The sequence below is a fragment of the Allokutzneria sp. NRRL B-24872 genome, assembly GCF_002155965.1.
GTDB lineage: Bacteria > Actinomycetota > Actinomycetes > Mycobacteriales > Pseudonocardiaceae > Allokutzneria.
On record NZ_MUMH01000015.1, the window covers coordinates 137046 to 149270 of the forward strand.

The 12225-nt window shown below is 68.2% G+C and carries 14 protein-coding genes and 1 pseudogene; 2 read left to right on the forward strand and 13 right to left on the reverse strand.

What is annotated here, in order from left to right; genetic code table 11:
- Window positions 1–9: 9 nt before the first annotated feature.
- The 3 genes from CCN37_RS04255 to CCN37_RS04265 form a co-directional block, all read right to left on the reverse strand.
- The gene (locus CCN37_RS04255; protein WP_086819298.1) at window positions 10–1272 is read right to left on the reverse strand and encodes an ATP-binding protein; all 1263 of its coding nucleotides are present in this window, start codon (window positions 1270–1272) and stop codon (window positions 10–12) included.
- A gap of 242 nt (window positions 1273–1514) precedes the next feature.
- Window positions 1515–1943, reverse strand: coding sequence for a DUF2550 domain-containing protein (locus tag CCN37_RS04260; protein ID WP_086819299.1), 429 nt, complete (start codon window positions 1941–1943; stop codon window positions 1515–1517).
- A gap of 28 nt (window positions 1944–1971) precedes the next feature.
- The gene (locus tag CCN37_RS04265) at window positions 1972–2337 is read right to left on the reverse strand and encodes a F0F1 ATP synthase subunit epsilon (RefSeq protein WP_086819300.1); all 366 of its coding nucleotides are present in this window, start codon (window positions 2335–2337) and stop codon (window positions 1972–1974) included.
- A gap of 113 nt (window positions 2338–2450) precedes the next feature.
- Between CCN37_RS04265 and CCN37_RS04270 the strand changes: the two genes are divergently transcribed.
- Both CCN37_RS04270 and CCN37_RS04275 read left to right on the forward strand, forming a co-directional pair.
- Window positions 2451–2966, forward strand: a complete 516-nt coding sequence (locus tag CCN37_RS04270; RefSeq protein ID WP_086819301.1) for a SigE family RNA polymerase sigma factor — start codon at window positions 2451–2453, stop codon at window positions 2964–2966.
- The gene (locus CCN37_RS04275; protein ID WP_086819302.1) at window positions 2963–4357 is read left to right on the forward strand and encodes a hypothetical protein; all 1395 of its coding nucleotides are present in this window, start codon (window positions 2963–2965) and stop codon (window positions 4355–4357) included. The genes CCN37_RS04270 and CCN37_RS04275 overlap by 4 nt, the downstream gene beginning before the upstream one ends.
- A 68-nt stretch (window positions 4358–4425) precedes the next feature.
- Here CCN37_RS04275 and atpD read toward each other — a convergent pair whose 3' ends face one another.
- The 10 genes and pseudogenes from atpD to CCN37_RS04325 form a co-directional block, all read right to left on the reverse strand.
- Entirely contained in the window at window positions 4426–5859 is a 1434-nt protein-coding gene (atpD, locus tag CCN37_RS04280) for a F0F1 ATP synthase subunit beta (protein WP_371503592.1), read from the reverse strand.
- On the reverse strand, window positions 5852–6760 hold the full coding sequence (locus tag CCN37_RS04285; protein ID WP_086819304.1) for a F0F1 ATP synthase subunit gamma: 909 nt from the start codon (window positions 6758–6760) through the stop codon (window positions 5852–5854). Before CCN37_RS04285 ends, atpD begins: the two co-directional genes overlap by 8 nt.
- Before the next feature lie 11 nt (window positions 6761–6771).
- Window positions 6772–8418, reverse strand: coding sequence for a F0F1 ATP synthase subunit alpha (gene atpA / locus CCN37_RS04290; protein ID WP_086819305.1), 1647 nt, complete (start codon window positions 8416–8418; stop codon window positions 6772–6774).
- A 97-nt stretch (window positions 8419–8515) separates the two neighbouring features.
- Entirely contained in the window at window positions 8516–9343 is an 828-nt protein-coding gene (locus CCN37_RS04295; RefSeq protein WP_086819306.1) for a F0F1 ATP synthase subunit delta, read from the reverse strand.
- Window positions 9344–9351: 8 nt separating this feature from the next.
- Window positions 9352–9894, reverse strand: a complete 543-nt coding sequence (locus CCN37_RS04300; RefSeq protein WP_086819307.1) for a F0F1 ATP synthase subunit B — start codon at window positions 9892–9894, stop codon at window positions 9352–9354.
- A 34-nt stretch (window positions 9895–9928) separates the two neighbouring features.
- Window positions 9929–10162, reverse strand: coding sequence for an ATP synthase F0 subunit C (atpE, locus tag CCN37_RS04305; RefSeq protein ID WP_086819308.1), 234 nt, complete (start codon window positions 10160–10162; stop codon window positions 9929–9931).
- Between the two features lie 68 nt (window positions 10163–10230).
- Window positions 10231–11025, reverse strand: coding sequence for a F0F1 ATP synthase subunit A (gene atpB / locus CCN37_RS04310; protein WP_086819309.1), 795 nt, complete (start codon window positions 11023–11025; stop codon window positions 10231–10233).
- Window positions 11026–11061: 36 nt separating this feature from the next.
- Window positions 11062–11271 carry a hypothetical protein gene (locus tag CCN37_RS04315; protein ID WP_086819310.1) on the reverse strand — a complete coding sequence of 70 codons (210 nt, stop codon included), beginning with the start codon at window positions 11269–11271 and terminating at the stop codon, window positions 11062–11064.
- Between the two features lie 48 nt (window positions 11272–11319).
- The gene (locus tag CCN37_RS04320) at window positions 11320–11781 is read right to left on the reverse strand and encodes a hypothetical protein (RefSeq protein ID WP_246842806.1); all 462 of its coding nucleotides are present in this window, start codon (window positions 11779–11781) and stop codon (window positions 11320–11322) included.
- A gap of 43 nt (window positions 11782–11824) precedes the next feature.
- Window positions 11825–12225 (reverse strand): annotated as a pseudogene (locus tag CCN37_RS04325) (undecaprenyl-phosphate alpha-N-acetylglucosaminyl 1-phosphate transferase); the annotation flags it as partial.

A 12225-nucleotide genomic window follows, 5' to 3' on the forward strand; every position in this document is an offset into this window, starting at 1 on the left:
GAACTCCGTTCACGGCAAATGCCACAAAGCCGAAATCGGAAGCGACACCAAGCGGTCCCCGAAGCTGATAGCGCCGTGCTTTCCGGTGTGCAGGACGACCCCCATGGTGAACTCCGCGCCGAGCAGATCCCGCAACGCGGCCAGGCCTCGGAAATCGTCCGCGACGACCGTGTCCTTGGCCTTCGCCTCGACGCCGACGACCTGCCCGTTGTCCCGTTCCAGGATCACGTCCACCTCCGCCCCACCGCTGACCCGCCAGTGGTGGAGGCGAACCGACGCCTCGCTCCACGTGGCCTGCTTCGCCAACTCGTTGACGATGAAGGTCTCCACCAGCGGTCCCCGCGCGGGCGCGACCGGTTTGGCCAAGGAGTCAGGTGAGACCCCGAGCAGCACGGCCGCGAGGCCGGTGTCGGTGAGGTGCAGCTTGGGGTGCTTCACCACGCGGGCGGTCAGATTCCTGGACCACACGGGGAGTCGGTGGATCAGGAACACCGCTTCGAGCAGTTCCAGGTAGCGGTTCACCGTGTTCCGGTGCAGCCCCATCCTGTTCGAGGTGTTGGCGGTGTTGTGCTCCTGGGCGGTGATGGAGGCGAGGTACACCAGCAGCGAGACGATGGCGCTCGGTTCGTTGACCCTCGCCATCTCCCTGATGTCGCGTTCCGCGATCGCCTGCGCGTAGGCGCGGAACCAGGCCCGTCGGGCGCGCGGGTCCCGCATCAGCGCGGGCTCCGGGAACCCTCCCCGGCAGATGCGGGCGAAGTACTCCTCACGATCCACGCCGGAGGGCCCCAGCTCGAGCAGGGAGTCCGGATCGTCGAAGACCGCGTCGATGAAGACGTCGGTGCGCCCTTCGAACTCCCCCTGGGAAAACGGCCACACGTCCACGACGGCGGCCCGTCCGGCGAGCGACTCCGACAGGCTCGGGGTGGCGAGGAACCGCGTCGAGCCCGCGAGAACGTAGCTGCCGGGCCTGCGCCCGATGTCGACCTCTGCCTTGATCGCGCGCACCAGCGGATCACCGGCGCGCTGGACCTCGTCGATCAGCCTCGGTTCCGCACCACCGGCGGCGAAGGCGATCGGATCGCTCAGGGCGGCTTGGAGCAACTGCTCGTCATCGAGGTTCAGCAGCGTCCCGCCCCTCGCCGCGTGCACGTGACGGAGCAGGGTGGTCTTCCCCGCCTGCCGGGGGCCGTTAAGGATGACGACCCGGAAGGAGGCGAGATAGGCGTCCACAAGAGAGCTGCACGAGCGCCCGAGATCCGATGCGAACACCAAGCCTCCTACCAGCTAAGACATGACCAACCCCAGCATGTCAGTGTACGTCTGACAGCACCTTCACTGTACATTTTCCAAACAGCCGAGTGTACATTTCACAGACTCCCGAGTGTACATTTTGCTGATCTTGAAAGCCGCTCCGCACGGCGGCGGCGAGCGCAACGGGACATGCTGGGCCCAAACACGAGAAGAGCGCGACCCGGGATCGGGTCGCGCTCAGCGGAGCAGCAGCGGGGGCGTCAGGAGGCCCAGGGTACAGAACGTCCTGGCGGAGTGGACTCCAGCCAGGACAGGAAACCGGTCAGCGCGCCGGGCGGCATGGCGAGCTCGAAGTCGCCGGAAGCGCTCTGACAGCACAGGACCGTCGAGCCGGAGGGGACCATGTAGGTCTCCGGGCCGGTCGGCTCGCGCCGGGAGTCGATCTCCAGGTCGACGCGGTTGAAGACCTGGTCCGGGCCCGAGCGCAGGCCGAGGGCGCGGAACCAGGTGAACTCGTCGCCCCGGTAGCGGCCGACACCGATGTGCCAGCGGCCGCCCTTGTCGGTTCCGTAGCGCACGGCCACGTCGATGCCGCCCTGGCGGAGCAGGCGCAACCTGCGCCACACCACCAGGACGACCGCCGCGGCGGCCAGCAGCAGGACCAGTAGAAGGATCTCGACGATGCCCATGGCCCGGCCCTACTCGCTCAGCCGCGCGTCAGGCCGACTGTCCCGCGGCCTTCAGGCGGGCAGCTGCTCGCGCACGGGCATCGGTGTCCTCCGCGTCGACGCGGGCACGCGCGCGCTCCACGTCGATCTCGTGGGAGAGCTCGGCACCCTCGGCGAGGACGCTGACCCCGTCACCGGTCACGGACAGGAAGCCACCGTGCACCGCGGCTGTCACGACATCGCCGTCGGTCGTGGTGATCCGCACGACGCCACCCTCGGTCAACTGGCCAAGCATGGGCTCGTGACCGGGCAGGATGCCGATCTCGCCCTCGGTCGTCTGGGCCACCACCATGGTGCCGGTACCGGACCACAGGCGGCGCTCAACGGCGACCAGCTGGACGGACATCTCAGCCACTGGCATCTCCTTCACACGCTCGTCCTGGTCAGTCTAGACGGTCGCCCGGCAACCATTTCCACCCGACCGGTGTGACCACAGGTGACCACCTGACGAACCAACCCGAGGGTTGTATGACAAGCACCGAAGAGTCGTTCGCCGACTTCGTCCGAGAGCGATCATCCGTGCTCCTGAGGACCTCCTACCTGCTCTGCGCAGGTGACCGGGGTGCGGCGGAGGACCTGCTCCAAGACGTGCTGGAGCGGATGTTCTGCCGGTGGCGGCGGATCTCCGGCCCGCCGGAGCCCTACGCGCGCAAGGCACTGGCAAATGCCGCAGCCAACCGGTGGCGATCACGGTCACGAAGAGTGACCGAAGCCCCCTTGGACGATGTTCTCGGGCCGAGTGAGCCTGGTCACGAGGACGGCGTCATCGCGCGGGCCGAACTGGTGCGCGCCCTGGCCGCCCTTCCGCCGAAGATGCGCACGGTGATCGTGCTGCGCTACTTCGAGGACTTCACCGAGGAGCAGGCCGCGCAGGCGCTGGGCTGCGGCAAGGGCACGGTGAAGAGCCAGACCTCCCGAGGGCTCGCGCGACTGCGCGACCTGATCTCCCCTGACGCCTCCGATCTCCTCGAGGAGCGGCGATGACCTCCGAGAACGAACTGCTCGAACGCTCACTGCGGCACGCGGTGACCGATGTCGACGCGCCACCGGGCTTCACCGACCGCGTGCTCGTCGGCGGGCGCCGCAGGCGGTTCCGCCGCCGCGCGGGCATGGCCACCGCTGCCGCCGCCGTCACCGTCCTGGTCGGCGGGCTCGCGGCGAGCACCCCCACGTGGTTGGCCGGACCTGACTCCACGACCCCAGCCGACTCGCGCATGAGCGAGCCGACCAGGGGCGATCTCGCCAAGGACGCGGCCTTCCTGGACAAGGTGCTCGACCGGTGGCGGTCCGAAGCGCTGGCCACGCTCAGCAGAGCGGGCGACAGGGGCGAGGACTGCTGGGCGTTCACCAAGCCCGCCCACGTGTACTGGGCCGGCACCACCCCGGCCGGGCCGGCGGCGCTGGTGATCCAGCCGAGCGTGACCACACCGGAGACCTGCCCGATGATCGTGCAGGGGTCGCCGACGTGGCTCGGTCTCGTCGCCAACGGCCGGGAGGACGGTGCGACGCACGTCCTCAAGATGGTGGCCGGGGGTGCCAGCTCCACCAGCCCCGAGGTCTTCGCGTTCGGTCCAGGGGCCGCGACCCTGATCGCCACCGAGGCCAGCGGCGCCAAGGTCGTGTCGCCCCGGGTCGAGGTCGGCCCAGACGGGAAGAAGTCGCGCAGGGTCCAGCCGCTGGAGTTCCGCGACGGTGTCGCGGTGCACCAGATGGAGGCAGGCACCTACGTGGAGCGCGAGTTCGCGGTCTCCTCCGAGGTACCGGACGAGCAGGGGCGCACGACGAAGCGCTCGCTGTGGATCACCGACGCCACCCACGACCACTTCACCCGCCGGCCGCAGCTGGACTGGCCGCACCTGCGCGGCGACCTCGGCGGGAGCGCGCTCGACGATCCGGGGCGCCGCAGGCTGATCTGGAACGCCCTGCAGCAGTCGGGAATGACCGATCCGTTCAGCCCGAACATCGACGGGGGCGACAGCGGCGGGAACTGGATGATCTTCGCGGCGCTGCCGGACGGGCGGACCGTCGCGGTCACCGAGCGCTTCGGCGACTCGGCATCGCGCCTGTACGCGATCTTGCTCCCCGGTTCCCGGGAGGCGCAGGAGAAGCTCGTGCGCGGGGAGAAGGTGCCGCACACGGTCGTCTACGGCGGCAAGAACGACGTGCGGGCCGGGTACGTGAAGCTGCGCCTGCCAGATCAGCAGGGCTGGATCGTCGCCAGCTACCGGGCCTCCCTGAAGTACCGGATCGGTGAGCAGGACTGGGTCAGCGTCCAGGGCGACGCCGCGCTGCTGCCCGCCTCGGCGACCCACGTCGAGATCACCAAGCCGGGCGCCGGTGGCCAGAACGACGTCATGACGATCCCGCTGACCTGACACCCGCACGAACGGAAAGGGCCGGGCTCCCCAACGGGAAGCCCGGCCCTTTCGGCGTTGTCAGAAGCTCACTTGCCGCTGAGCTTCTTGTAGTTGGCCTCGAGGTCGTCGATGCCACCGCACATGTAGAACGCCTGCTCCGGCATGTGGTCGAAGTCGCCCTTGCTGAGGCGGTCGAACGCCTCAACGGTCTCCTTGACCGGCACGTTGGAGCCGGCCTGGCCGGTGAACTGCTCCGCCGCGTACATGTTCTGCGACAGGAACCGCTCGATCCGGCGAGCGCGCTGGACCAGCACCTTGTCCTCTTCGGACAGCTCGTCCATGCCGAGGATGGCGATGATGTCCTGCAGGTCCTTGTACTTCTGCAGGATCCGGATGACCTCCTGGGCGACGCGGTAGTGCTCGTCGCCGACGATCGAGGGGTGCAGGATCGTCGAGCTGGAGGCCAGCGGGTCCACCGCCGGGAAGATGCCCTTGGAGAACACACCACGGGAGAGCTCGGTGGTGGCGTCCAGGTGGGCGAAGGTGGTGGCCGGCGCCGGGTCGGTGTAGTCGTCCGCGGGCACGTAGATCGCCTGCATCGAGGTGATCGAGCGGCCCTTGGTCGAGGTGATCCGCTCCTGGAGCTCACCCATCTCATCGGCCAGCGTCGGCTGGTAACCCACGGCCGACGGCATCCGGCCCAGCAGGGTGGAGACCTCGGAACCGGCCTGGGTGAACCGGAAGATGTTGTCGATGAACAGCAGCACGTCCTGGTTCTGGACGTCGCGGAAGTACTCCGCCATGGTCAGCGCGGACAGCGCGACCCGCATACGGGTGCCCGGCGGCTCGTCCATCTGACCGAACACCAGCGCGGTGTCCTTCATGACGTTGGACTCGGTCAGCTCCGCGATGAGGTCGTTGCCCTCACGGGTGCGCTCACCGACACCGGCGAAGACCGACGTACCACCGAAGTTGCGGGCGATACGGGTGATCATCTCCTGGATGAGCACCGTCTTGCCGACACCGGCACCACCGAACAGGCCGATCTTGCCGCCCTTGACGTACGGGGTCAGCAGGTCGACGACCTTGAGGCCGGTCTCCAGCACCTCGGTGCGCGGCTCGAGCTGGTCGAAGGCCGGCGGCTTGCGGTGGATGCCCCAGTGCTCGGCGTCCGCGCCGTAGCCCGGCTCGTCCATGCACTCGCCGAGCGCGTTGAACACGTGGCCCTTGACCAGGTCACCGACCGGAACCGAGATCGGCTTGCCGGTGTCCTTGACCTCGGCGCCACGGACGAGGCCGTCCTGCGGCTGCATGGAGATCGTCCGGACCAGGTTGTCGCCGAGGTGCTTGGCGACCTCCAGGGTCACGGTCTTGGCCATCGCCTCGTGGGTGATCTCGACCTTGAGGGCGTTGAACAGGTCCGGCACGGAGTCGCGGGGGAACTCAACGTCCACGACCGGGCCGTTGACCCGGACCACACGGCCGATACCGGCAGCAGTAGCTGTCGTCATCTCACTCATCACTTCCTGCGGTAGCCAGTGCGTCGGCGCCACCGACGATCTCGCTGATCTCCTGGGTGATCTGGGCCTGGCGGGCCTGGTTCGCCTCTCGGGTGAGAGCGCGGATCATCTCGCTGGCGTTGTCGGTGGCCGCCTTCATGGCGCGCTGGCGGTTGGCCAGCTCGGAGGCGGCGGACTCCAGCAGAGCCGAGTACAGCCGGGTCTTGATGTACTTCGGCAGCAGCGCGTCGAGCAGCGTCTCCGGGTCCGGCTCGAAGTCGTAGCCGGGCAGCACGCTCTTGTCGTCCTCACCGGCGAACTCGACCTCCAGCGGCACCACGCGCTTGGCGATCGGCTGCTGGGTCATCATCGACTTGAACTCGGTGTAGACCACGTGGACCTCGTCGAAGGCGAGCTCACCGGACTCGGCGTCGGCGAGGAAGCCCTCGACCAGCGCGTCACCGGCGGCCACGATGTCGGCGTAGGTCGGCTTCTCGGAGAAACCGGTCCACGAGTCCACGACCTCGCGCTGGCGGAAGCGGTAGAAACCCGCTCCCTTGCGCCCGACGACGTAGAGCGAGGGCTGCTTGCCCTCCTGGCGCAACCGGGTCTGCAGCTCCTCGGCCGCCTTGATCACGCTGGAGTTGTAGCCACCGCACATGCCCTTGTCACTGGTCACGACCAGGACGGCGGCACGCGTGGGGTTCTCCCGCGCCACCAGCAGCGGATGGCTGAGCGTCGAGGCCGTCGCCAGCGAGGAGAGCACGTTGGTGATCTCCTCGGTGTAGGGGCGCGATGCCGCGACCCTGGCCTGCGCCTTGCCGATCCGCGAGGTGGCGATGAGCTCCATGGCCCGCGTGATCTTCTTGATCGCCTGGGTGGACTTGACCCTCTGCTTGAGGACGCGAAGTTCAGCAGCCATGCGTCACCACGTCACTTCTTGGCCGGAGCCGGACGGTTCACCTTGACGGACTCCTGGCCGAGCTTGGAGTCGTCGATCGCGTCCGCGGCCGGGTCGTTGACGACCTGGGTCCCGTCGGAGGCGGTGAACTGCTTCTTGAAGGTCTCGATCAGCTCGCCGACCCGGTCGGAGTTCTCGTCCGAGAGGTCCTTGGTGTCGCGGATCTCGGCGAGCACGCCCTCGTGGTTGCGGCGCACCCAGTCCAGCAGCTCGGACTCGAAGCGGCGGACGTCGGCGACCGGCACCGAGTCGAGGTGGCCGCGGGTACCGGCGTAGATCGAGACGACCTGCTCCTCGACCGGGAACGGCGCGTACTGGGACTGCTTGAGCAGCTCGACCAGGCGCGCACCGCGCTCCAGCTGCGCCTTGGACGCCGCGTCCAGGTCCGAGGCCAGGGCCGAGAAGGCCTCCAGCTCGCGGTACTGGGACAGGTCGAGCCGCAGCGAGCCCGCGACCTTGCGCATGGCCTTGACCTGCGCGGAGCCACCGACTCGGGAGACCGAGATACCGACGTTGACCGCCGGGCGGACACCCTGGTTGAACAGGTCCGACTCCAGGAAGCACTGGCCGTCGGTGATGGAGATGACGTTGGTCGGGATGTAGGCCGACACGTCGTTGGCCTTGGTCTCGATGACCGGGAGACCCGTCATCGAGCCCGCGCCCAGCTCCTTGGACAGCTTCGCGCAGCGCTCCAGCAGGCGGGAGTGCAAGTAGAAGACGTCGCCCGGGTAGGCCTCGCGGCCCGGCGGACGGCGCAGCAGCAGCGAGATCGCGCGGTAGGCCTCGGCCTGCTTCGTCAGGTCGTCGAAGACGATCAGGACGTGCTTGCCCTGGTACATCCAGTGCTGGCCGATGGCCGAGCCGGTGTAGGGGGCCAGCCACTTGAAGCCCGCGGAGTCGGAGGCGGGGGCGGCGATGATGGTGGTGTACTCCATCGCACCGCGGTCCTCCAGCGCCTTCTTCACCGCGGCGATGGTGGAGCCCTTCTGGCCGACCGCGACGTAGATGCACCGAACCTGCTGGTTCGGGTCGCCGGTCTCCCAGTTGGCCTTCTGGTTCAGGATGGTGTCCACGCAGACGGCGGTCTTGCCGGTCTTGCGGTCACCGATGATCAGCTGGCGCTGGCCGCGGCCGATCGGGGTCTGCGAGTCGATCGCCTTGATGCCGGTCTGCAGCGGCTCCTTGACGGACTGCCGCTCGACGACGGTCGCGGCCTGCAGCTCCAGGGCGCGGCGGTCGTCGGCGACGATCTCGCCGAGGCCGTCCACCGGGTGCCCGAGCGGGTTGACCACGCGGCCGAGGTAGGCGTCGCCCACCGGGACGGACAGCACCTGTCCGGTCCGCTTGACCTCCTGGCCCTCTTCGATGGACTCGTAGTTGCCGAGGATGGCAACACCGATCTCACGCACGTCAAGGCTCAGCGCGACGCCCAGGACGCCGCCGGGGAACTCCAGCAGCTCGTTGGCCATCGCCGAGGGCAGGCCCTCGACATAGGCGATGCCGTCACCGGTCACGGTGACGGTTCCGACCTCTTCCCGGTTGACCTCCGGGGAGTAGCTGGAGACGTAGTTCTCGATCGCACTGCGGATCTCGTCCGACGAGATCGTCAGCTCCGCCATGTCGTTCCTGCTCTCGGTTCGTTCTCGACCAGTGTGGTCGTCGTTGAGGGGGCCCGCACCCGTCCGGCGTGGACGGGTACTGCCGTGGGCGTCGTTGTTAACCAGCGAGCTCGCGGCGGAGGGCCTCCAAGCGGCCAGCCGCACTTCCGTCGATGACCTCGTCGCCGACGCGGATCACCAGACCGCCTCGCAGCGCCGCGTCGACCTCGATGTGCAGGGCGATCGGCCGCGAGTAGACACGCGTCAGCAGGGCGGACAACCGCTCCTGCTGCGCCTCGCTGAGCGGGATGACCGATCGCACGTGCGCGACCGAGCGTTCCCTGCGCTTGGCCGCGAGTCCGGCCAGCTGTTCCAGCCCCGCCACCACCCCGAGTCCACGGGGTTCCGCGACGAGCTGCTCCGCGAGGGTCTGGGTGACCGGCTCCACCTTGCCCGCGGTGAGCGAGCGCAGCAGCTCGACCTTGCCCGCGGACTCGCGGGCCGGGTCGGAGAGCAGCCGGTCGAGGTCGGGCTGGGCGGCGACGATCCGGCCGAGCCGGAACAGCTCGTCCTCCACCGCGTCCAGCCTGCCGTCCTGCTCGGCGCGCACCAGCGAGACGGTGCGGGTGAGCAGCTCGATGCCGTCGACCAGCTCCCGGGGGCTGGACCACCTCGCGGTGACCACGGTGGCGAGCAGGTCGATCGCCCGCTCGCTCACCTTGCCCGCCAGCAGGCCGCGCACCAGCGCCTCGCGCCCCGAGGGGTCGCTCGACGCGTCGGCGATGGCCCGGCGAAGGCCGATCTCCTTGTTCAGCAGGGAGGTGACGGCGAACAGCTCGTCGGCGAGCGTGCCGAGGCCGTCACCGTCCACCCCGCTGGTGATCTCCTGCAACCGCGCCTGCGCGCTCGCGAGCGCCTCGCGGCTGGCGGCGTGCATCGCACTCATTTCGCCGCTCACTTACCAGCCGGCGCCGAGACGGCGTCCAGCTCGTCGAGGAAGCGGTCCACCGTGCCACGCCTGCGGGACTCGTCCTCCAGGGACTCCCCGACGACGCGACCGGCCAGGTCCACCGCCATGCGTCCCAGGTCCCCGCGCAGTTCCGCGACGATCTGGGCGCGCTGGGCGGCGAGCTGGTTCGTGCCCTGCGCGATGATGCGAGCGGCCTCGGCCTGGGCCTTGGCGTAGAGCTCTTCCTTGATCTTCTCCGCCTCGGCCCGAGCGTCGTCCCGGATCCGGGCGGCCTCGGCACGGGCGTCGGCCAGCTGGGCCTGGTACTCAGCCAGGGCCTGCTGCGCCTGCGCCTGGGCCTGCTCCGCCTTGGCGATGCCGCCCTCGATCTTCTCGGTGCGATCGGCCAGCACCTTCTGGAAGGTCGGAAGCACCTTCTTCCAGAAGACGAAGCCGATGATCGCCAAGCAGACCGCGGACCAAACGATGTCGTACACCGCGGGAATCAGGGGATTCTGCGCGGCGGCGGCTAGCACTGTGGTCGTCACGGTGTCACCGAATCCTTAGTTGGAATGGGCCGGATCAGGCGCCGAGACCGCCGAACATGATGCCCGCGACCAGACCCAGCAGACCCAGGGCCTCGGTGAACGCGATACCGAGGATCATGGTGGTGCGCAGCTGACCGGACAGCTCGGGCTGGCGGGCCATGGCCTCGACGGTCTTGCCGGAGACGATGCCGACGCCGATGCCGGGGCCGATGGCCGCGAGGCCGTAACCGATGCTGGCGACGTTGCCCATAACCTCTGCGAGGTTCATTCTGTCGTTCCCTTTCAGGTTGGCCCCGCACCGATTGAGCACGGACGGGGTCGTACCGATCCCTGTTCTCAGTGCTCCGCGTGCAGCGCGCCGTCGATGTACACGGCGGTCAGCATCGTGAACACGTACGCCTGGAGGACCTGAACCAGCAGCTCGAACAGGGTGAAAATGAATCCGGCACCGAAGGACAGCACGCCGACCGGGGCGAGCAGCAGACTTCCGGCCTGGAAGAGCAGGAACCACGCGGCTCCGAAGAAGAGCACCAGCGTCATGTGCCCGGCGATCATGTTCGCCAGCAGACGCACGGTGAGGGTGAACGGCCGCACCAGGAAGGTCGAGACGAACTCGATCGGCGTCACGAGCAGGTAGAGCGGCTTCGGGATGCCGGGCGGGAACAGGTTGGACTTCATGTACGGACCGAAGCCCTGCGCCTTGATGCCCGCGTAGTTGAAGACGACGTAGGTCAGCAGTGCCAGCAGCAGCGGCACACCGATCTTCGCGGTGCTCGGCATGTTCAGGAACGGGATGACCCCGGAGAGGTTCAGCGCCCAGACCATGAAGAAGATCGTGGTCAGCAGCGGCAGGAACCGCTTGCCGTTGACCTTGCCGAGGATCTCCTCGGCGATGGAGACGCGGACGAAGTCCAGCCCCATCTCGGCCAGGTTCTGCACGCCGCGCGGCACGATCTTCGGCCTGCGCAGGGCGATCAGGAAGAAGCCGACGAGCACCACCGTCATCAGGACGCGGATCAGCATGATCCGGTCGATCTGGAACGGGGTGCCCTCGAACAGCAGTGCCGGGGGGAAGAACTCGGCGATGGAGGGCGGGTGGTACCCGCTGTCTTGCGAGGCCAGCACCAACATCGAGCGCGGTCTCCCTGCTATGGCGGCCGTCACCGTTCAGCTCCGGCCGTGGCGTACGTAGACGATGTAGAAGCTCATGACGGCACCGATCAGCAGGCCGAGGATGATGAAGACCCGGCCACCGACCGCTGTGTCGATGAGGTACCCGATGCCGCCCCAGAGAGCTGGACCGGCGATCAGTGTGCTGATGAGCGCCCAGACATCCGCCTTACCCGATTGGGTGTCTTTGTCCGTCTTGTCGCTCATCCCAGCAGCACCTTACCAACCGTTTGGACAGAGCTTGTGAACCGGGGGTCAATCTTCAATCTGCTGGCCAGACGGGGTGCGGGGGGCCGGCTCGACGTACGGGGCCTTGGACTTGATCACAGCGAGTGACTCTGTGACGAGCACTACCACGATCGAGAGCGCGGTCACGATGAAGAGTGTCGGTTTTGAGTAGAAATCCAGCGGCCTGAGGGCCAGCAGGACCACGAAGACCGCGACCATCTTCACCAACCAGGAGCCCATGACCGCCCCCAAAGTGGCAGCGGGGCTCGCCTTCATCGTGGCCAGCACGGCGCCGGTGGTGATGAGCAGGAAGACCCCGGCGATGCCCGCGCCGATGACCGCGCCCCAGAGGCCGGGGGTCCCGGCGACCGGCCAGGCCACCGCGACGGCGACCACGACGAGGGCGCCGAGCATCGCGGCGGACTGGACGAGTGCCCTGCGCAGGACCTCGCTCGGGTTGGCGACGACCGTCTGCTTCAGCGGGTTCACGTCCGAATTGTCCCTGACGTGCCCCGACGATCACCGAAGGGGGTCAGGAACGGCGTGACTCGCGCAGCCTGGGGATGGCGGAGGCGAACAGCGCGAGCAGCAGGCCGACGCCCACCACCCAGATCACCGTGACCACGTCGAAGAGGGTCAGCGAGACCGCTCCGAAGGCCAGCACCGAGGCCCACAGGTAGATCAGCAGCACGGCGCGGCGCTGCGAGTGGCCGATCTCCAGCAGCCGGTGGTGCAGGTGCATCTTGTCCGGGGCGAACGGACTCCGACCGGCTCTCGTCCGCCGCAGCACCGCCATCACCAGGTCCAGCAGCGGCACGAACAGCACCGCCGCCACCACCACCAGCGGCGAGAGCAGCGCGATGGTGCTCTTGCCGCCGTAGCTGGCGAAGTCGAGCTGACCGGAGGCCGAGGTGCTGGCCGCGGCCAGCATCA